This window comes from Rhizobium sp. 01L419, from assembly GCF_056400025.1.
In genome coordinates, this window is the sequence record NZ_JBFTSM010000010.1 from 229,044 (window position 1) to 247,014 (window position 17,971).

The 17,971-nt window shown below is 56.7% G+C and carries 19 protein-coding genes, 1 tRNA gene and 2 pseudogenes; 8 read left to right on the forward strand and 14 right to left on the reverse strand.

The window, feature by feature from the left end; genetic code table 11:
• The first annotated feature begins 70 nt into the window (after positions 1 to 70).
• Both AC1DUP_RS21035 and AC1DUP_RS21040 read left to right on the forward strand, forming a co-directional pair.
• Positions 71 to 1,189: a hypothetical protein gene (locus tag AC1DUP_RS21035; protein WP_477834168.1), complete on the forward strand. Its 1,119-nt coding sequence runs from the start codon at positions 71 to 73 to the stop codon at positions 1,187 to 1,189.
• Between the two features lie 3 nt (positions 1,190 to 1,192).
• Positions 1,193 to 1,693, forward strand: a pseudogene (locus AC1DUP_RS21040) (SOS response-associated peptidase family protein); the annotation flags it as partial.
• Here AC1DUP_RS21040 and AC1DUP_RS21045 read toward each other — a convergent pair.
• The 4 genes from AC1DUP_RS21045 to AC1DUP_RS21060 form a co-directional block, all read right to left on the reverse strand.
• Entirely contained in the window at positions 1,689 to 2,960 is a 1,272-nt protein-coding gene (locus AC1DUP_RS21045; protein WP_477834170.1) for an O-antigen ligase family protein, read from the reverse strand. The pseudogene AC1DUP_RS21040 and the gene AC1DUP_RS21045 overlap by 5 nt on opposite strands.
• A 133-nt stretch (positions 2,961 to 3,093) precedes the next feature.
• Positions 3,094 to 3,267: a hypothetical protein gene (locus AC1DUP_RS21050; protein ID WP_477834172.1), complete on the reverse strand. Its 174-nt coding sequence runs from the start codon at positions 3,265 to 3,267 to the stop codon at positions 3,094 to 3,096.
• 48 nt (positions 3,268 to 3,315) lie between these two features.
• Positions 3,316 to 4,245, reverse strand: coding sequence for a hypothetical protein (locus AC1DUP_RS21055; RefSeq protein ID WP_477834174.1), 930 nt, complete (start codon positions 4,243 to 4,245; stop codon positions 3,316 to 3,318).
• Complete coding sequence (locus AC1DUP_RS21060) at positions 4,220 to 5,641, reverse strand: MBOAT family O-acyltransferase (protein ID WP_477834176.1); 1,422 nt, start codon at positions 5,639 to 5,641, stop codon at positions 4,220 to 4,222. Before AC1DUP_RS21060 ends, AC1DUP_RS21055 begins: the two co-directional genes overlap by 26 nt.
• A gap of 178 nt (positions 5,642 to 5,819) precedes the next feature.
• On the opposite strand from AC1DUP_RS21060, the gene AC1DUP_RS21065 reads away from it, so the two are divergent.
• Positions 5,820 to 5,963 (forward strand): hypothetical protein, encoded by a 144-nt coding sequence (locus tag AC1DUP_RS21065; RefSeq protein WP_477834178.1) that lies wholly within the window; start codon positions 5,820 to 5,822, stop codon positions 5,961 to 5,963.
• 196 nt (positions 5,964 to 6,159) lie between these two features.
• Here AC1DUP_RS21065 and AC1DUP_RS21070 read toward each other — a convergent pair whose 3' ends face one another.
• From AC1DUP_RS21070 to AC1DUP_RS21080, 3 genes are all read right to left on the reverse strand, one after another.
• Positions 6,160 to 6,744, reverse strand: coding sequence for a thermonuclease family protein (locus AC1DUP_RS21070; RefSeq protein ID WP_477834180.1), 585 nt, complete (start codon positions 6,742 to 6,744; stop codon positions 6,160 to 6,162).
• A 196-nt stretch (positions 6,745 to 6,940) separates the two neighbouring features.
• Complete coding sequence (locus tag AC1DUP_RS21075; protein WP_477834182.1) at positions 6,941 to 7,285, reverse strand: hypothetical protein; 345 nt, start codon at positions 7,283 to 7,285, stop codon at positions 6,941 to 6,943.
• Between the two features lie 484 nt (positions 7,286 to 7,769).
• Positions 7,770 to 7,845, reverse strand: a tRNA-Val gene (locus tag AC1DUP_RS21080).
• A gap of 159 nt (positions 7,846 to 8,004) precedes the next feature.
• Between AC1DUP_RS21080 and AC1DUP_RS21085 the strand changes: the two genes are divergently transcribed.
• The gene (locus tag AC1DUP_RS21085; RefSeq protein WP_113508939.1) at positions 8,005 to 8,619 is read left to right on the forward strand and encodes a class I SAM-dependent methyltransferase; all 615 of its coding nucleotides are present in this window, start codon (positions 8,005 to 8,007) and stop codon (positions 8,617 to 8,619) included.
• 14 nt (positions 8,620 to 8,633) lie between these two features.
• On the opposite strand, the gene AC1DUP_RS21090 is transcribed toward AC1DUP_RS21085, so the two are convergent.
• From AC1DUP_RS21090 to AC1DUP_RS21110, 5 genes are all read right to left on the reverse strand, one after another.
• A complete protein-coding gene (locus tag AC1DUP_RS21090) occupies positions 8,634 to 9,659 on the reverse strand; it encodes an NAD-dependent epimerase/dehydratase family protein (protein ID WP_477834184.1) in 1,026 nt (341 codons plus the stop codon).
• A gap of 244 nt (positions 9,660 to 9,903) precedes the next feature.
• The gene (locus AC1DUP_RS21095; RefSeq protein WP_113334703.1) at positions 9,904 to 10,836 is read right to left on the reverse strand and encodes a HEPN domain-containing protein; all 933 of its coding nucleotides are present in this window, start codon (positions 10,834 to 10,836) and stop codon (positions 9,904 to 9,906) included.
• Positions 10,837 to 11,046: 210 nt separating this feature from the next.
• The gene (locus AC1DUP_RS21100) at positions 11,047 to 11,559 is read right to left on the reverse strand and encodes a hypothetical protein (RefSeq protein ID WP_477834187.1); all 513 of its coding nucleotides are present in this window, start codon (positions 11,557 to 11,559) and stop codon (positions 11,047 to 11,049) included.
• 142 nt (positions 11,560 to 11,701) lie between these two features.
• Positions 11,702 to 11,824, reverse strand: coding sequence for a hypothetical protein (locus tag AC1DUP_RS21105; protein WP_477834189.1), 123 nt, complete (start codon positions 11,822 to 11,824; stop codon positions 11,702 to 11,704).
• Positions 11,821 to 11,979, reverse strand: coding sequence for a hypothetical protein (locus AC1DUP_RS21110; protein ID WP_162747432.1), 159 nt, complete (start codon positions 11,977 to 11,979; stop codon positions 11,821 to 11,823). Before AC1DUP_RS21110 ends, AC1DUP_RS21105 begins: the two co-directional genes overlap by 4 nt.
• Before the next feature lie 447 nt (positions 11,980 to 12,426).
• Between AC1DUP_RS21110 and AC1DUP_RS21115 the strand changes: the two are divergent.
• Both AC1DUP_RS21115 and AC1DUP_RS21120 read left to right on the forward strand, forming a co-directional pair.
• Positions 12,427 to 12,739 (forward strand): annotated as a pseudogene (locus AC1DUP_RS21115) (DUF4143 domain-containing protein); the annotation flags it as partial.
• Between the two features lie 1,026 nt (positions 12,740 to 13,765).
• The gene (locus tag AC1DUP_RS21120) at positions 13,766 to 14,338 is read left to right on the forward strand and encodes an alpha-ketoglutarate-dependent dioxygenase AlkB (RefSeq protein ID WP_477834191.1); all 573 of its coding nucleotides are present in this window, start codon (positions 13,766 to 13,768) and stop codon (positions 14,336 to 14,338) included.
• Between the two features lie 268 nt (positions 14,339 to 14,606).
• On the opposite strand, the gene AC1DUP_RS21125 is transcribed toward AC1DUP_RS21120, so the two are convergent.
• Positions 14,607 to 15,113 (reverse strand): LapA family protein, encoded by a 507-nt coding sequence (locus AC1DUP_RS21125; RefSeq protein WP_477834193.1) that lies wholly within the window; start codon positions 15,111 to 15,113, stop codon positions 14,607 to 14,609.
• A 51-nt stretch (positions 15,114 to 15,164) separates the two neighbouring features.
• Positions 15,165 to 15,851 (reverse strand): TetR/AcrR family transcriptional regulator, encoded by a 687-nt coding sequence (locus tag AC1DUP_RS21130; RefSeq protein WP_477834195.1) that lies wholly within the window; start codon positions 15,849 to 15,851, stop codon positions 15,165 to 15,167.
• A gap of 149 nt (positions 15,852 to 16,000) precedes the next feature.
• On the opposite strand from AC1DUP_RS21130, the gene AC1DUP_RS21135 reads away from it, so the two are divergent.
• Together AC1DUP_RS21135 and AC1DUP_RS21140 are read left to right on the forward strand one after the other, a co-directional pair.
• Positions 16,001 to 17,179 carry a patatin-like phospholipase family protein gene (locus AC1DUP_RS21135; RefSeq protein WP_477834197.1) on the forward strand — a complete coding sequence of 393 codons (1,179 nt, stop codon included), beginning with the start codon at positions 16,001 to 16,003 and terminating at the stop codon, positions 17,177 to 17,179.
• 28 nt (positions 17,180 to 17,207) lie between these two features.
• The gene (locus AC1DUP_RS21140; RefSeq protein WP_115038674.1) at positions 17,208 to 17,966 is read left to right on the forward strand and encodes an acetoacetate decarboxylase; all 759 of its coding nucleotides are present in this window, start codon (positions 17,208 to 17,210) and stop codon (positions 17,964 to 17,966) included.
• Positions 17,967 to 17,971: the final 5 nt, after the last annotated feature.

Here is a 17,971-nt window from a genome sequence, read left to right on the forward strand (position 1 = left end):
GGAAAGATCGCATTAATTTTGGTGCTTCTCGCGGTACTATCCTTCACGGTAGGAGGGGCGCCAGAGCGCTATGTCTACGGTGGTTTCTAGATCTGCTTTCTCTGGCGTGTTCAAGGCGGCCGTCATCCTGGCTTGGGCCATTTTCATCTGTTTCGGTTTCGCGCGGGCGCTCGACGCCATCTCCTGGTCAGGCCTTTATCAAAGCAATTTTTCTTTCGTCCCAGGGCACTGGGTCAGATCGCAATTGACGAGAGCGTCGTCTTCTCCGGGTGACACGTGTGTGCTGATCGGCGCGTCGGTAGTGCGTGAGGGGTTTGATTCCAGCCAGTTGTCTCAGTCCGTGCCCGGGGTAAGGTTTGTAAATCTCGCCACCACCGGTGGATTTTCGCCGATGGATGTTCTGGACGTCCAATCGAGGATATTGGCTCAGGCCGGCGATCGCTATCGATGCATCATCGTGGGGATGAACAATTTCTACCTGAGGCACTTCGACCGTCAGTCCTATGAGCTCGTCACGACCGATTACTTGAGTCAGATGCCTGCTGCTGCGCTGGCGATACCTGAGATCTGGAGCGGCGGAAGTGATAAGCGTTCTCTCATCAATCGCATGATGGTCCCGTTCGGGAAAAACTCCGTAATCGCCCAGAGGTGGTGGCGCTATAGCTTATACGAGCTTCGGAGCATCCTCTCTCGCGATCCGGTTGACATCGCGAGGTATGAAACTGACCCAACTGAATTTAAGCCGGCCTTCCAGTTCCAGTATATCGACAAACCCTCGATCCTCGAGCAAAACATCCCTCGCGCACGCGAGGAGTTTGCGCAGCATGATCTTGAGGCGGCAGACAGTTATAAGGACTCCGGAACCAAACTGGTGATGAAGAGAACAATCGAGCGCCTAGCCAAGCTCACCGACCACGTCATCGTGGTGACGATGCCGCTTTCCTCGGTTTATCGAACAGTCGAAGACGTTTCGAAGCCAGCTTTCGAGCAAGCTCGCGCTTCAATCGACGATGCGATTTTCGTGAAATGTAAGATTGCCGATGCCGAAGAAGGCGCTCTTTTCTACGACACATCTCACGTCAACGAGAATGGCCGCGAAAAACTGTCAAAGAGCCTCGCGGTCATAGTTAGTAATGCGATGGTGGGCCGGGCTCCTATTGGTCAATCGGACCTATGTGCAACGGAATAGGGGCGGATGGAACCGGATAAGAGCGTCACCAACATTCGAAACCCAACCTGCCTCACTGGAAAAAGTGGTTCGGGGTTAAAATCGCTGCATTGTGCCGGTGACAAGCTTCACCGAACCTGACCCCGCCAGCAAGATTTACGGTGGTTCGACACCGAACGCCTGGTTTGCGCGCGACGAAACTTTGCCGCTGACGTTCTTCGCTGGCGTCCACGTTCCGGGGTGGCAGAGCGTCCGAAAGGTCAAAGACGGTCAAACGACAGACGACCTCCACGCATTCCTCACGACGGCGCCGAACGACATCGTTAAGCCAATCCATCAGAAGGCCATGCCAGTGTTGCTGCCGACCGAAGAGGAAGTCGATGTTTGGATGCGGGCGCCGTGGGATGAGGCGAAGGCGCTTGCCCGGCCTCTGCCAAATGACAGATTATGGTGATCGGCCGAGAGGCGTACGGCTCGTCAATTGTGAGGAAAAAGAGCGACAGAGTGGAGCGGAACTCGATCATCTGCCCTTCTCAGGCGAGAGAGCCGCACCACAGAGAAAGAACAGCGTATAGTTCAACGCGATCCCACCCGAGAGGAAGGCTGCGCCGAACACCAGTAGATACATGCCCGCGATCGACAATCGGACGGCCGACGGTTTTTCTTCTCTTAATATCCGCCAGAACGGAAACGTAAGCACGGCGCCAAGCAGCCCGATCGCGATCGCGCCGCCTTCATACCCCGCCTCGAGGATCCAATTGTGCGAATAGATCTCGCCATCGTGTGGCGCCGGCAGCCAGCCCGGATAGACGCCTGTCAGATCGAGGGAATATGTGCCCAGCCCATGACCGACGACGGCGCTGACGGGGTCCGCTAGCCAACCCTTTAGCGCGAATTCGAACAGCGTGCGCCGCGACCAGGCCCGATGATCGTCACCGTCACCGGTGTCGAAGGCGCCAGTCGTATCATAGGGATTATACTCTGCAGTCTTTGGCCTAAAAATCGCGCCCTGCTCATAGCGCTCAGTCTCGCCTTCCATACGCTGCACGACGGCTAGACCCCTCCCAGCCGGCGTGAAGAAGATCCCAGCAACGAGTATGACAGACAGAGCGAGGAGAACGCCCGCGCGCGCGCCCCGTTTCGCGCGAAAGACAATAACTGTGAAGACGATCGGCAAGATTAGGAATACCGTTCGCGATCCAAGCTCGGCAAGCAACAAGGTTACCGCCAAGCCGCCTATCTCAGCTGCTGGTGCGCGCACCTTGGTCAGCAGCCAGACGAAGGCCGGGATTGCACCGAGAGCGATGCCATAGGCGACCAACTGATAATAGCTGTAGTAGGGAGTCCTACCAGGGATTTGGGGGATCCCCAGAATGTTACGGAAGTCGTCGCCCTTCCAGAGCGAGCCGTAATTCACCCAAGCTACCGGCAGGGCAAGGAGCAGCGCCGCGGCCGCAAATAGCGGGACGGTCGTCACGCCGCTCGGCCGCTGTCCAGCGAGGACACCGGCCGCGAAGAAGGGCGCCGTTGTCAGCAGGAATTGCAGGAGATAATGGAGATCAAACTCCGGTCGTCGAAACAGGAAATAACCGGCAATAGTGTAGCAGCAATAGAGCGAAAGGATCAACGCCGGCAACAGGACCTGCCGATAGCCCTTAAAGGCGAGCACGGCAAATGGAAAAGAAACTGCGATAAGAGTGACCACCCAGAGCCGGTTTCCGGAAGCCGGGAACCACTTCAGGAAATAAAGACTATTGAATAAAACGAGCGTTGTAACGGAAAGCGAGAACAAGCTCCCCGCTCTGGATCGAAAGCCATGCATGTCTCACCCCTTGGATGCGAAACTAATCGCGCAACGGCCGGTAATTGTCACTCCCAATTGCAAGCGTGTTACACAATTTTCCAATCGTGCAGTTCCAGAGAGGTCACCAATTGTGATGGGAAGCGGGTTTGAGCGTATGGATTGCCTCCCAAGCCAAGAGCGCGATCATCGGCTCGCCAACATCCTCATCGCGGCTTTGCCCCGTACTTTCATAATCACCTGCGGCGATCAGCGGATGCGTAGGCTTAAGAAGATAGAATGCCTTGCCAACTGGCATCCCACCGCCCACAATCAGTGGGGCGTCAGAATTTCGCCGCACCTATGCTCAGTCCAGAAACCTTGATATTGCGTTCTCGATTTGATGGGCCACGACGATAGCCGATCGGACATCAACGTGTGCGCCGTCTGGGTCCCATCTGATCTCGTCACTCCATTTGATCGCAAGAAATCGACGATCAAAGTTAGGGTCCGCGGCATGCAAAAAGCTGTATCCCCGGCGATAATAGGGGCTCTCTTTAAGGGCTGGATGGGCAGGAAGGAGGACATAGAACACCTTTCCTCCGCGTGCCTCCACGCCATTTGCGATTGCGGTCAGTTCGACCGCGGATTTTCTATTGAGTTCGGGAAGCAGCTTTCTTTTTGCCCAACTGCGAATCGAGAGCACAACACTGTCGTTTGAAGCTGGATCTGCTGGTGCTGTCGTTATTATGCTCTTGCCTTCATTTCGAATGCGATCGGACTGCACGCTTGCTATCTTGTCCAAATCAAAAATCGATGCCGCCGTCCCACGTACAGGCGTGGTGCTAAAATAAGTCGGCAGCAGTCCTCTCGTTTCGCTCCCTCGGTCCAGGATGTTGATTTCTATCACCAATATTGATGGCTCTTTGCTGGCTCCGATAGAGGCGCTTGTTACGGTTGATTCACCGGCCAACGCAATGTTTGCTACGTCATGAGTAAAATACTCAGACGCAACGCGCCGCATCAGTGACGTTCCAGCAAGCACCACGGGCCGCGGAAGAGACCTTTCGAAATCTACTATTTCTGCACGGTTCATTTCTCCCTGGTTCAACGCCGGGAAGGTTTTGGGCATATGCGGAACGGCGATGGCCCAGCAAACGGTCAGAACAACGAAGGTTGCGGTTATCGTCGTCAAAAAGCGGCGATCGCTCGGTGTCTTCGTCAGTGATATCAGGCGTTCATCGTGCTTCTTCCGGGCCGCGGCTAAAGCGTCAGAACTGGAAATAGATGAAGGCATCGGTGGGACCCTTGTCAAAAATAGCCAGCATCAGCATTGCGCCATATGTGATTGCGGAGAGCTTGCCGTTTCGATCGGCCAGGAATTTCGGCATGAAATGCGTTAGAGCCACCGGCAGCAAATAGACTGTAACAATCGCGTACTGATAGCGGTCAAAAACGAACCGCGCGGAAGCATTTCGCATGGTTTCGAGGTAGAGAATTGCGTCATCGAAGTGCTGAAGCTTGAAGAAGAGCCAGAGCACCGACACAACAAGAAACACAATGGCTGAATAGAGATGGTTCAGGACGGTCTGCAGCGCTTTCCCCTGCGGGATATAGGCGGCTGTGAAACCAAGTGCTCGTTCGATGCAGAGCGCAGCGCCATGTGCTGCTCCCCAGATCAAGAACGATAGTGCGGCGCCATGCCAAAGGCCGCCAAGCGCCATGGTGAGAAACAAATTGATGTATGTCCGAACCGGACCTTTTCGATTGCCGCCCAACGGAATGTAAAGGTATTCTCGGAGAAAGCTCGAAAGGCTCATGTGCCATCTTCGCCAAAAGTCGGAAAACGAACGAGCGACATATGGCCGGTTGAAGTTGATAGGCAGCCGATATCCGAGTAATGCGGCGGAGCCGAGTGCTATGGCCGAGTACCCGGCAAAGTCCGCGAAAATCTGGGCACTGAAGGAGAACAGCAGCAAAAGAAGGTCGTACCTTCCTAGCTGCTGAAAGGTTCCCGGATTATTCATCCAGACAGTGAATTGGGCGAGATTATCCGCTACGAAACACTTGAAGAATAGACCCCAGATTATCCAGCGCGCCGCCTCCGCAAACGGCACATCTGTGAGCGATTTTGTATTGATCTGCGGCATAAACTGATGGGCCTTAACGATGGGCCCCGCCACGATCTGTGGGAAGAAAATCAAATATAGAAGGACATGGCCAAAAAAACGCCTGGGGTCCGCTCGATCTCCGAGGTCACGTTTGGTGAACTGCTTCCGGTACGCATCGCCAATAAGACTGATGCAGTGAAATGTGTAGAACGAGATCCCGACCGGCAGCGGCGCGTAAAGTACGACATCGAGGCCAGATATAGTATCCGCGTCTACGTCGGGTGGCAGAGGTTCAAGTAAGAGAAACTTGTACTTGAAGACGGCTAGGACAAGGAGATTTACGATAATGCCCAGTGCCATCCGCTGTCTGTTATCGGAGATGGGGCTGCGCAAAATCGCGTAAGTGATTGCACTCGAAACCGCAGCAGTTGCGAGCAAGATCGGCAGTGCCAGCGGTTCCGCCCATCCGTAGAAAAACAGACTTGCAATAAGCAAAATGGCGAGCTGATATCGCGGAAAGGCATAATACAAACAGAAGACTGCCAGAAATAGCAGCGCATACTCTACCGAGATGAAGTTCATCACATCCTCTGGGCCGACAGTTGCCCCAGAGCAGCGATACACGATCATTACGCTGCCAGCCAAGTGGCGGAAGACGTTGTTCACAAGCCAGAGATAAACCCGCCCGCGCACGCCGCGGCCTTTCGGATTTACGCTGCCACTGTGGCAGCTTTCTCATGCCCAACAACCGGAAATATACATGAACCTCGTGCCAAACTGGCGACTGGTGGTCGCTCTTTCTTTGAGCTTCTGGATGCAGAGCGCCGGTCTCGGCGTTCTCAGCTGGCCGGATTTGAAATATGCCTTTACAAGCGAAGACGCTGACCCAGTCTTCTTCTGGTAGCTCGCTGTCCAGCTTTTGCTGGCGGGCATCGCCTGCGGCGAGCAGGAGACGCTTGATATAGCTGTGCCGTCGTTTTGAAGAAGGAAAGTGTGCGGCTGGTCGCCTACAGATGTTGATGTCTGTTGTGCAGAAGCCTCTATCCGCGTCCCGCTCGCCGCTTCACAGGTGCACGTTTGGTGAAAGGTTCGGCTGCGGGCTAATCGTCGCTCTGAATACGCAGCTTGCCGCGTTGGCGAGCGTCAGCACGCCACAGCTTTCGACGTGCATCCGCCGTTTCGAGGTGCCGATATTTCCCACCCGAAAATTTCGGCCAGTCTAGGGCGAGGCCGCGGCGAACGAGTTCGGCTGACAAATCGCTCCCATCCGCGAGAAAGCACTCAGCTACTACGCGGTCATACGAAAGCTCTGGCCTGATCCGAGCCGTCACGATCTGCCCTTTGCACAATTGGACTAGCGCCCATTTGGCCTGCTTGCCGAAAGGATGATCGAGCTCCGGCGCGTCTATGCCTGCCAGGCGAATGCGAACGTCATTGATGACAATGGTGTCACCATCGACCACCCAGCATTTGCCCTGCAAAACTGCCGGGGGCACGGGTGATGAAATCGACGGACCGGATGGAGTTACGATGATAACGGGCGGTTCAGGTGGTCGCGGCTGGGAATTCCATCCGCGCTTTCCGACGAACAGTCGTAACAAAATCCGAAATAGCATCAAACCCCCATGCGGCTTCAAATGAAGCGTGTAGAATGTTGGCACATCCTTAAGATGTCCTGCAAGCATCGTGCAGGCCTATAAATTTCGATGCCTGTTCAGCAATGTCTTTTCCCACAAACGACATTCTACGAGTCCTGGTCCGCAGAGACTCGGCCATACTGTTGTTGTGCAGTGCGAGTGATGGGGAACTGCAATGAAAGACGAGCCTCCCAAAGAGCCACCAGCCTATTCGATCGTTCACGGCGATGCTGTGTGCCAGGCTTCACGCGAAAAGAGTCGATCGAGAAGGTTGATAAGGTTTCCGCGAATGGGTGATCGCTCTTGCTAAGCGATGGGCGCAGGAAGACCATGCTGCCTCGCCGGTGGCGAAAGTGCCCGACTGAGACGGCTTTGTTCGGGCTATTTTACCATCCAATGAGTCTTCGATCAGTTCGAGCACCAGTTCGGGAAAGACGGTTGGACCGCCGCCAATAGTCGCTAACTTCGCCAGCGTCGAAACTGCACTTTCAATTCCCTGAACTGACGCCAGGTATGCCGGGACGTCCTTGCGACGGAGACGCGGGCCAGGCGAGGTGGTGACCGCAGCATTTTGAATTATCGCATCCATTCCCTGATGCCTCATCTCTCGGAAAAGGAAGCCGCTGCGTCGTCCGGCAGGTAGATCATATAGCGATTCATCGCGTTCTCCATTCTGAGCCGTTTGGAACGACAAGAGAACACTCTGCACGGATTTGCACGGATTCTCTGGACAATTCGCGTTCTGTTCCGCGGTATCGTGCTTAATTGTGCAGCTGACAAGGGCGGGCGTGCGTCTGTATCGCTCTGGTTTTTCTTGAGAAAACTGGTGCTGCCGAGTGGGATTGAACCACCGACTCACCCTTACCAAGGGTGTGCTCTCGAATCATGTCTAAATAGCACCCTGGTTGGAAACCTTGCGTTTCTGTTAAGGTCAAAAGATGAGGGGCACGTTTCAGGTTTCCCTTTAGAATCAAGGGGTGATTTGGGCGGCTAGGTGAGGGGATCGGCAACAGGTCACACAACTGCAACCGCTTAAAATGACAGTATAAAATACGAATTTCTGAAAGGAAATCTGGTGGGCGATGAGAGACTCGAACTCCCGACATCCTCGGTGTAAACGAGGCGCTCTACCAACTGAGCTAATCGCCCTCGATGCTCTGTGTCATCGTTCGGTGCAGCGTCTCTAACGATATTGGGAAAGAACCGCAAGCCTCTTTTTGAGTTTCTGTGCAATTTGCATGTGGGCGCCGCTCTTCCCCATAGCGGGCATTCTCTGTAGAGGTGCGGTTGAAAACATTCGGAGCGAAAATGACGACGCGAGAGCAGCGGCTGGCCCTTCGGCAGAGCACCCCCCGGACATTTCTGGATTACGCCCACACGGAAAAAGCAAGATTGCTACCTGACCGTGGCAAGCTTCTCGACAATCTGCCGAAAGGCGGGATCGTTGCTGAACTCGGAGTTGCAGAGGGCGCCTTTAGCGAGGAGATCGTTGCACGCAATCAACCGCAGCGGCTCTTTCTGATAGATCCCTGGAATATGGACCGATACTCAGAAGGTCTCCGAATAATCAACGGCAAATTCGGACAGGAAATTGCCGAGGGCAGTGTTGTTATTCGCCAGGGTACGTCGCTCGATATGCTGTCCCAGTTCGACGACAGCACGTTCGATTGGGTCTATATCGACACCGATCATTCCTTCGCACTCACATGGCAGGAGCTCCTGCTGGCGGACCGCAAAGTAAAGCCGGATGGCAGGATCGCCGGCCATGATTTCTGCACGGGCAACACGGTCAAACCCGTCGTTTATGGGGTTGTCGAGGCGGTCAACAAGTTCTGCGTGGAGTATGGCTGGCGCTTCGAATTTCTGACGCTCGAGCCGGATGCTCACTTTTCCTACTGCCTCAAGCGTATCGGCACATCCTGATTGCCGTCAGCAGCTTAGATGTCGACGGTTCCGAGCTCCTGCCTGGCTTCCAGATACCACTCGACGAAAGCCTTGGCGCCGATTTCTAAAGGGGTGTTCGGCTGGTAGCCCGTCAGGGCCATGAGAAGGTCCGGGCTTGCAAAGGTTCGGGGCACGTCACCCTTCTGCATGGGAAGCATGACGTGCGTTGCTCCGTGCCCCATTACATTCTCCACCTTCTCGATGAAGTCCATGAGGCTGACCGGTTGCCCGCCGCCGATATTGACGATGCGGAAGGGGGCCTGATGCGAAAGGGTTTCAATTCCTGTGTCAGTGACGCGGTTTGTTTCTGACGGAATGACGTCCGACAACCTGACCACGGCTTCGACGAGATCGTCGATATAGGTGAAATCGCGGCTCATATTCCCTTTGCCGTAGATCTCGATCGGCTTGTCCTCGATCATGGCCTTGACGAACTTGAAGAGCGCCATGTCTGGCCGGCCCCACGGGCCGTAAACGGTAAAGAAGCGGAATGCCGTGGTCGGAATCTTGTAGAGATGTGAATAGCTATGCGCCATCAACTCCATCGACTTCTTGCTGGCAGCATAGAAGCTTAATGGCTCGTCGGCGCGGTCGGTTTCGCGGAAGGGGACGGTCGTATTGGCGCCATAGATCGAGGAGGTCGACGCAAGCATGAGATGGCGAAGCTCGATACGGCTTGCCAACTCCAGAATGTTCCAGGAACCCTCGATGTTCGAACGCAGATAGGCTTGCGGGTTTTCGATGCTGTAACGCACGCCGGCCTGAGCCGCCAGATGAATGAGAACCTCCGGCTTTGCAGTTGAAACGGCGGCTTCCAGCGCTGCCTTGTCTTCGAGCATGGCAACGACGGGGCGGAACGCAGGGTACTGCGTCAGCGCCGCATGACGCATCTCCTTCAGCCGGACATTGTAATAGGGTGTCAGCCCGTCGAAGCCCGTTACCTCATGCCCGTCCTGCAACAGCCGGCGAGCCAGATGGAAGCCAATGAAGCCTGCCGTTCCCGTAATGAAGTAGCGCATTTCTACCTTTTTCTCGGGTCTCCTGCCGGTGGCAAAGGAACCGAATCCGTATTTGATCGCTTCACTTACCGGATAGATGCTCCCGAGATCAACAATCACCTGGATCTTCGGGCTTTTAAGCGGTCCAAGACGAGGAACAAACCGTGGCACTTCAGCTATAGGATTCGCTGTCAGCAGTAGTCTCGCGAGCAGTCCGCTCGAATGTCTCCAACTCCACGGCAATCTTTTGCTATCGGCCGCCGCATTAGAGGAGGCGTTCCTCACAGATAGACGCGACCGATGCCTGCAGTGCCTGCACTCGTTCGACCAACCATCCAAGTTCTTCGCTGGTGATCGCATAGTTCGGCGAATAGCGCGCCTCGACGTATGCGCGGGAGAGAAGCTCGAAACGACGACGGGCCATGCGGCTATCACGCGGCCAGACCTCAATTAATCTCTTGTCGAGATCTTCGGCCTTCGAACGTAGCACTTTTATGCGATGCGATTTGGGGCTGTAGAGGGTTAGCGTCAGCAGAAGGCAATGATAGGCGCGCTCGGTTGCCTGATGAAGCATGAAGGCACCGTCTCGCCAGATGTTTCGTTCGAGCATCAGTTGGGCTCCGACGAGCGCCTCCTGCGACAGCTTGTACCATTGCTCGAAATTTTTCTGCGCCTCAGCTTTCGCCTCTTCCTTGGTCAGTGGCCTCGGCTGGGCTAGGGGATGGCCATCTTCCTCGTAGAGAACTTTTCCATCTCTTTTGATATCGACGAAGAAGGGGCGGCCGCGCGATAGTTGTTGGTTGACGTCGTGCAGGCTATGGATAATCGGGATGACCGGTGTTTCGATCCGGTGGCCAATCTGCTCTCGGAGGAGCCGCTCATCCAGGCCAAGCCACAGTTCCTGCTCTTGCGCGAAGGCATCGGAATTGACGACGATCAGGATATCGTAGTCGGAGCGGTAGCCGCTCAAGCGGTCCTCCACCCAGTCGCCGCGCGCATAGGATCCGTAGAGAATAACCTTCAGAACCTGGCTGTTGGCCCGCTTGGCCGACAGCTTGGTGGCACGGAACTGCTCGACCTCGGCAAAGATGATTTCGAGCACACGGGCAAGCTCGCGCCGCTTGGCTGCCGGCAGATGGTCGAGAGTATCGGTCAAGGTCAAAGCCGCGTCAAAATCTTCGGTAGGAATCGTATCCATCGTAACGGCTCACCCGATGTTTCGCACCCTGTAATTTCTACGCGATTTTTATCGATGAAGCAACCACAGATAGATTTTGGGGATGTTGTGATCCTGGTTTTCGCATCTGTGTTTTTGGAACTGAAACTTGTACCAGAAGCGTCGCGAAACGACACGAGCGTATGCTCCTTCCCGCCAGCGATCCCGAAATCCGGATTGGGTGAGTGTGCTTCATCGCTTGAGCACCCAAACGGTCTTGCCGTTCTGCGACGCTTCGATGCCGGCTTTGGTCCGTGTCAGTTGAAGGCATTTTTCAGCATCTCCCGGCCGCGGTCTTATGCAGATCCCCTCCGGAGCGGACCTCCACGTCGGATTTATGCTCACCAGGCTGTCGCTGATGGTTCCACCGCCATCCGGACGAAACACGAGGATGTTTGAGGCTTTGCGTTTGACGACGACCATCTCCCACGGCTTGCCGTCGGCGATGACGCTGGAAAGAGGTTCTTCGGCTCGCGCCGGTGTGCCGGCAAAAATCGTAAGGACGAGCAATGGCATGAAAAATCGGTGAGAAGAGCAGTCGCCTGGCAAGCGAACTTTGCGCATTACGTGTTCCTTTGGGTGAGTACCGTCCAATGGCAGGGCGCGATTGAGGAATAGAATCGAGCGGGAGGAAACGAGGCCATGCCCTTCGGCCAGCGGTGATGTTGTCGCGATATTCTTCAACGTGCCCGGCAATGTCATCACGAGAGATATTTTGATTTGTTAAGCGCGCCGGTCGTATGTTTCCGCATGACAGTCACCGCGCCGTTTATGCGGCATTTCTGCGACAGTGCGAGCGGGCACGATTGCCGCGCACGGGAATGTCCTCGCTGGCGTTTCGCCATCGTCATAGCGCAAGCCGTTCCGAAATCAGAATGAGCATCACGATCGGACCACCGAGAAGCGCACCGAACAGGATCGTCGCGAAGAGCAAATTTGCGAGCAGGTGAAGCATGGTCTTGCGTGTCATGGCTGCACGGCGACCCGTCTTGCAGGTTCAAACCGCGCGGGATCCAGTTTCATCTTGTCCATCCGCACCACGCCTATGCAGATATGGACGATCCTGCCGTCACTTCTGAAGATGAGGATGACCAGCCATTGTCTTGCCGTTAATGTTAAAGCCATGCTCTGTTCCAAATGGTGAGGGCGGGTGAGGTCATGCCCTGCCGTTTCCAAGTTGCGTGGTTTCTATTTGGGCTCCGACAATTGCGGAAGCATGACTGGGTTTGCTTTTCTGCGTTCAATGCTGCTGCGATGCGAAAGGAACGGGTGGGTCGCATGGAGCGCACGGAGAGGTCATGGGATGCCGAGCGCACCCAGGAAGTTGCCAGCTGGAGAATCCGACACTCGGTCGAAGCTGAAATGTTGAATAGCGATCGAAGCGAGAACTAGCTAATATAGTCGACAGTGAAAGATGTCTGATGTCGCGAAGAGCGAGCCCGGTGCGCTGAGTTCGTGGGAGAACTCCGCGAGATGTGTGGAACACCTTGATCAAAGACAGGTGTTGGTGTCCAGTGCGGTGTCCCCAGCCTCGGGACAGAGGACAGACGGTTCTCGACCAGGGCATCCCGGCGGCAGGATTTCATCCGCACCTATCTTGAGCGCGATATCCCGCAGCTCGGTCCGAGGATCCCTGCAGAAACGCTGCGCCGCTTCTGGATGAATGCCGGCCCGTCATCAGTCTGGCTTGTTGAATGCCGCCGAGCTTGCCCGCTCGCTCGGCGTCGACGGCAAGACCGTCGCCTCCTATCTCGACCTGCTCGTCGATCTGCTCCTCGTTCGACGACTGGAACCCTGGCACGCCAATGTCGGCAAGCGCCTGGTCAAGTCGCCCAAGGTCTATGTCCGCGACAGTGGCCTCACGCATGCCCTGCTGAGAATTTCGGCGATGAGGGTTTCGCCCTGGGCCTCGTTATAGGAAACGCGCCGTCAATCTTCCGGTGGCTGCCACCTGATTGATGCCCCACCGGAGGATGATGGGGTGGCGGGACCTTAGTCCCGGTTGTAAACCGCAATCATAGCGCTAGCTTCAACGGTGCTGATGCTGCAAACTCAGCAGGAGAAGCGCTCCCAAGGTCCTAACCCAATCGAGTCCTTCTCCACCTCTCGTTGGAACTACGGGCGGTGGGCTTGCATTAGCACGTGCAATTTAGAGTTCTGCGCGGCAACTCGCACGTTCCGTGAACATCTCATGAACCGGCAATGTCACGCTTTTGTCACGGGACTCTCAACTGGCGATGTGCTTATTGCCACCGGCAGATGCGCGCTGGCCGAGCTGCAAAAGGGCTCGTCTTTGTATTGAGTGGCGAGCCCTTTTCTATTGATAGGGCCGTGTACGGTTGCTGGAGTGCTCGTATCATGGGTGTTATTTCGTCCCATGCGATCTCACCTCACCTGGCGTCCCTCGCCCAAGGAGAGGCTTAGCGGCAATCGCCGGGGGTGATTCAAGGCGCCATCATCTTGTTCGCGGCGATCGCGGCACCATCTGAAGGGAGAGTCCTCGAACGTGGAGCTTCAAGATGGTAGATGATCCGGCCGGACTGAAGGCCGCCCCTGAGGTTGAAATTCTGCCGCCAGAGCGTAACGACTGCCGTTGGGAAGGCGCGCTTTCGTGCCTCTGTTGCGGGCGGACGAGTTCTTTCATCGATGAGGACGGCTGCGGAATCTGCGAGGAATGTCTCTCCCCTCAGGCAGGTTTCATTGGTGATGCAGCCTACGACTTCGCTGCATCACGGTTTGGCACGAACGTCTCGGCGTTTGCCGTGACGTTGCCGAGCACGACTGCCGGACCTCATCCGAGCGACGATGACCTCCGGTTTTCGCCGAAGAGATCCTGATCAGCGAAAACCTGGTGGAGGGCACGCGACAATCGTGAAAATCCCAAGCGTCCGTTCGGACTAGAGGAGCGATTATGGAGACCTCGCAAGGAGACCTATTTGCTGCTCCCGCACTGGCACTGCCGGAGGGTTTCCGCTACGAGGCCGATGTCATCTCCGACGCCATGCAGTTCGATCTGGTGCGGGAGATCGCCAAATTACCACTGAAGCCCTTCGATTTTCACGGTTTCGAGGGGAAGCGACGTGTCATCTCCTATGGCTGGAAATACGACTTCGACACCGAGCGCGTGACACGAATCGGCGACATCCCGCCGTTCCTTCTGCCGGTGCGCAGCATCGCCGCAGCATTTGCCGGCATCGAACCAAATCAGCTGAAGCGGGCACTCGTGACCGAATATGCGCCGGGGGCGCCGATCGGCTGGCACAAGGACAAGAAGGTGTTCGCAAGGGTCGTCGGCGTCTCGTTGCTGTCACGCTGCACCTTTAGACTGAGACGACGTGCCGGCAGTAAATGGGAGCGCGCCACCGTCATTGCAGAGCCAGGCTCCGCCTATCTGCTTTCGGGTCCGGCCCGCAGCGAATGGGAGCATTCCATCCCGCCGGTAGAGCAACTTCGCTATTCGGTCACGTTCCGGGAGATCGGCTGACCGGACGCATTCCGGATGACCGCGGTAAGCCTTAGTGAGGTCGATGACCCGACTCAACTGCTTGGAGGCAGACCTTCCGGGCTCGAACGCCAAGACAGCGGCACAGTCGTCGGGGACGTCAGCTGGCAGCAGTTCGACTGCTGCCGAGCAGCGGGCATAGTCGACGTCGCCCGCGATCCTCCCCAGCTACCCGACTGGATCGAACTGGGATCCTGCCGGGCACGGCTACCGTTGTCTGGTGCCTGACGGCGACAAGTGATTTGTTAGGTTATGAAAGTGAAGGCGTGGGATGTTGAGCGTGTTTTAGTCCGCGAGGTGCATGAAACTTCACTCCCGAGGCTGCTTGCCCGGTCGCCAGTTCCGCGCGGCAGGCCTCACCGAAATCCAGGAGAAAGTTCATCGCGCCGGAATGTGCAAGGTCCCGCATTTCCGAAAGGGAACGGTTGGGGGTCAGGTAGGTTTCGACGATCCTTGCCATCGCCAGTTCGGCTGCATCTACGACCTGTCTCGACGAGATCAGACGCATCTGGGCGACCAGTGCGTAAAGTAGCACGAGATCGGAAACATCGTCCTTCTGGTGGCTTATCGCGTCGGCGTAAAGTCGCGTCGCTTCGGCTATGAAGTCGGAAAAAAGCTTTTCCCGCTTGGCGGCCTCGAGCTCTCGTTGTTTTTCCCTCACTTGTGAACGGTGCGTCATCCAGGCGGTGGCGAACGAGGCGAGACCGCCGATAACGACGCCGGCGAGGCCCATCAGGGCGGAGATGTATGGGTCCATGAGAATTTGCCTTTCGGAACGAACGGGCTCACCAACGACGTGGCTATGATCCTACCCCGCCAGCGGAGGACCTACCCATACGCCTTCTGGTACCGCGGGGATGCTGTTCACCAATCCGTCGAGCATTCCTTGCAGGACGTTCGCGGTCAGCTCCTTTGTCTTGTCGCCGGGGCCGACGAGTCGGTCCGCTAGCAGCAAAGTCAGACCGTGCATTTGGGACCAAAAAACGAGAATCGCTCCATCAATCGTGCGGGTGTTGGCCTCGGTATCTGCGATTGGGCGCCCGAGAGCGCCGTCGGAAATCGCCTCAACGACAAGGGCTTTCATGTTGTAGGCCGCAGTTCTTTCGATCGCGGGACGCCCATCGTCCTGACCGGCAAGGTAGCCGCCGAACATCAATCTGTAGAGCGCCGGATTGTTGACGCCGCCGCAGACATATGCGCTCGCCATGGCTGCTAGCCGCTCGCGCGGACTGTCGAGTTCCTTGGTCGCTTCGGCCATCCGCTTCGCCAGCAGTTCGAACCCGACCGCCGAAACGGCAGCCAGCAATTCCCGCTTGTCGGCGAAGTGCTTGTACGGGGCGTTGTGGCTGACGCCCGCGCGTCGGGCGAGCTCACGAAGCGAAAACTCCGTGCTTTGAGACTCGCTGAGGACGTCGAGCGCGGCCTCTACGATCGCCCTGTGCAGGTCGCCATGATGATACGGGCGCTGGTCTTTCGTGGAAATGTCTTGGGTCATGCCATTCGTTTAGATTGCTAAGTTGCTTATGTCAACATTCGGTCATTGCATGTTGACATTGTCCACTCTAGTACTTAAGTGGGCGGTGTCAACATGGGCTGCGGTCGATTTTGGAACGGCGGCAGGATTAACAACCGAGGTAAACTTGCATGGCCGCTCAACATCCCGACAAAAACAAGACGCACTACATAGCGGAGCGTCCGCCATTCGAGCGTATCGCGCTGTTGTTACAAGGCGGAGGGGCGCTCGGTTCATATCAGGCCGGCGTCTATCAAGCACTGGCCGAAGCCGGTCTGCATCCAGACTGGGTTGCCGGCATCTCCATCGGTGCCATCAACAGCGCTCTGATCGCCGGCAATCCGCCTGAAAGACGAGTGGAGGCGCTCAGGAGCTTCTGGGAGACGGTAACCGCCCCGGCTCACGGGTTTCCCACTCTGTTTTCGGCGATGCTAGGGGCGATGGGACTCCAGGGTGATTCCGCCCGTGGCCTGCTCAATCAGGCACATGCCTTCGCCACCCTTATGGACGGCGCCGCGGGCTTCTTCACGCCCCGTCCGGTGCCACCTTTCTTTTCGTCCGCCGGCAGCATCGAAGCGGAAAGCTTCTACGACGTCGCACCGCTGAAGGCGACGCTGGAACGGCTGGTGGACTTTGATCGCATAAATACAGGAGCCATGCGTTTCAGCGTCGGCGCCGTCAACGTGCGCACCGGCAACTTCGAGTATTTCGATACTACGACCCACGATATCCGCCCCGAACATATCATGGCGAGCGGCTCCCTGCCGCCTGGCTTCCCGGCGACGAGGATCGACGGCGAGTGTTACTGGGACGGCGGCCTCATCTCCAACACGCCGCTGCAATGGGTCCTCGATAACGCGCCGCGCCAGGACACGCTGGCCTTTCAAGTCGATCTCTGGAGCGCGAGTGGCGAGTTCCCGCGTGACCTCCTCGGGATCGAACTGCGGCAAAAGGATATCCGCTTCTCGAGCCGCACACGCGCAGCGACCGACCATTTCAAGACGCAGCAGCGGCTGCGCCGCGCACTCGGCCATCTGGTCGAACTCGTCCCGCAGAACGCGCTGCTGCAAGCCGATCCGGAGATCAAGCTGCTCGTCGATCAGGCCGACGAGAAGGTCTACAACATCGTCCAGCTCATATATCGCGCCAAGAAATACGAAGCGAGCTCCAAGGATTACGAGTTCTCCCGCCAGACGATGGAGGAGCACTGGGCCTCCGGCTACAACGACGCCCTTCGAACATTGCGCCACCCCGAGGTGCTGCAGCGTCCCGGCACGCCGGACGGCGTCGCCATTTTCGACTTCGATTGAGATTTCACCCAAAGAGAAGAGCACGACCATGAAGATCGCCGCAGTCCGCGAAAATGCCTTCGCGATGCCGCTCAACAATCCGGCCTATCCGAGGCCACCCTATAAATTCTACAACCGCGAATTTGTCGTGATCAACTACCGGACCGATCCAGAGGCCCTTCGCGCCGTCGTGCCGGAGCCGCTGGAAGTGATCGACGACACTGTCGCCTATGAATTCATCCGCATGCCGGATTCAACCGGTTTCGGCGACTATACGGAAACCGGGCAGGTCATTCCGGTGCGCTTCACGACGCCATCGGGCAAGGTGCAGGAAGGCAGCTACGTACATGCCATGTATCTTGACGACAACTCTCCGATCGCCGGCGGCCGCGAGATCTGGGGCTTTCCGAAGAAGCTGGCGACGCCGAAGTTGTCGCACGAGCAGGAGACGCTCGTCGGGACGCTCCATTACGGCTCGGTTTTGTGCGTGACGGCGACCATGGGCTACAAGCATCGCGAGCGCCCGCTGGAACCGCTGGCAAAGGCGATGGCGAAGCCCGCCTTCGTGCTGAAGGTCATTCCCCACGTCGACGGTTCGCCCCGGATTTGCGAACTCGTGCGCTACTATCTCGAGGATGTGACCCTGAAGGGCGCATGGGCCGGGCCGGCAGCCCTGCAATTGTTCGAACACGCGATGTGCGACGTCGCGCGTCTACCCGTGCGCGAGGTCACGTCGGCCAGCCATTACGTCGCCGACCTGACCCTCGGCCTCGGCGAGGTCGTGTTCGACTACCTCCAAAACGATTGATCTTG

Excerpts from the sequence above, each read along its gene's own strand:
- AC1DUP_RS21035 (WP_477834168.1), top strand. The coding sequence starts at position 71 with ATGTCTACGGTGGTTTCTAGATCTGCTTTCTCTGGCGTGTTCAAGGCG.
- AC1DUP_RS21050 (WP_477834172.1), bottom strand. The coding sequence starts at position 3,267 with ATGCCAGTTGGCAAGGCATTCTATCTTCTTAAGCCTACGCATCCGCTG.
- AC1DUP_RS21055 (WP_477834174.1), bottom strand. The coding sequence starts at position 4,245 with ATGCCTTCATCTATTTCCAGTTCTGACGCTTTAGCCGCGGCCCGGAAG.
- AC1DUP_RS21060 (WP_477834176.1), bottom strand. The coding sequence starts at position 5,641 with ATGAACTTCATCTCGGTAGAGTATGCGCTGCTATTTCTGGCAGTCTTC.
- AC1DUP_RS21065 (WP_477834178.1), top strand. The coding sequence starts at position 5,820 with ATGAACCTCGTGCCAAACTGGCGACTGGTGGTCGCTCTTTCTTTGAGC.
- AC1DUP_RS21070 (WP_477834180.1), bottom strand. The coding sequence starts at position 6,744 with ATGCTTGCAGGACATCTTAAGGATGTGCCAACATTCTACACGCTTCAT.
- AC1DUP_RS21075 (WP_477834182.1), bottom strand. The coding sequence starts at position 7,285 with ATGGATGCGATAATTCAAAATGCTGCGGTCACCACCTCGCCTGGCCCG.
- AC1DUP_RS21085 (WP_113508939.1), top strand. The coding sequence starts at position 8,005 with ATGACGACGCGAGAGCAGCGGCTGGCCCTTCGGCAGAGCACCCCCCGG.
- AC1DUP_RS21090 (WP_477834184.1), bottom strand. The coding sequence starts at position 9,659 with ATGCGCTACTTCATTACGGGAACGGCAGGCTTCATTGGCTTCCATCTG.
- AC1DUP_RS21095 (WP_113334703.1), bottom strand. The coding sequence starts at position 10,836 with ATGGATACGATTCCTACCGAAGATTTTGACGCGGCTTTGACCTTGACC.
- AC1DUP_RS21105 (WP_477834189.1), bottom strand. The coding sequence starts at position 11,824 with ATGACACGCAAGACCATGCTTCACCTGCTCGCAAATTTGCTCTTCGCG.
- AC1DUP_RS21110 (WP_162747432.1), bottom strand. The coding sequence starts at position 11,979 with ATGGCTTTAACATTAACGGCAAGACAATGGCTGGTCATCCTCATCTTC.
- AC1DUP_RS21120 (WP_477834191.1), top strand. The coding sequence starts at position 13,766 with ATGGAGACCTCGCAAGGAGACCTATTTGCTGCTCCCGCACTGGCACTG.
- AC1DUP_RS21125 (WP_477834193.1), bottom strand. The coding sequence starts at position 15,113 with ATGGACCCATACATCTCCGCCCTGATGGGCCTCGCCGGCGTCGTTATC.
- AC1DUP_RS21130 (WP_477834195.1), bottom strand. The coding sequence starts at position 15,851 with ATGACCCAAGACATTTCCACGAAAGACCAGCGCCCGTATCATCATGGC.
- AC1DUP_RS21135 (WP_477834197.1), top strand. The coding sequence starts at position 16,001 with ATGGCCGCTCAACATCCCGACAAAAACAAGACGCACTACATAGCGGAG.
- AC1DUP_RS21140 (WP_115038674.1), top strand. The coding sequence starts at position 17,208 with ATGAAGATCGCCGCAGTCCGCGAAAATGCCTTCGCGATGCCGCTCAAC.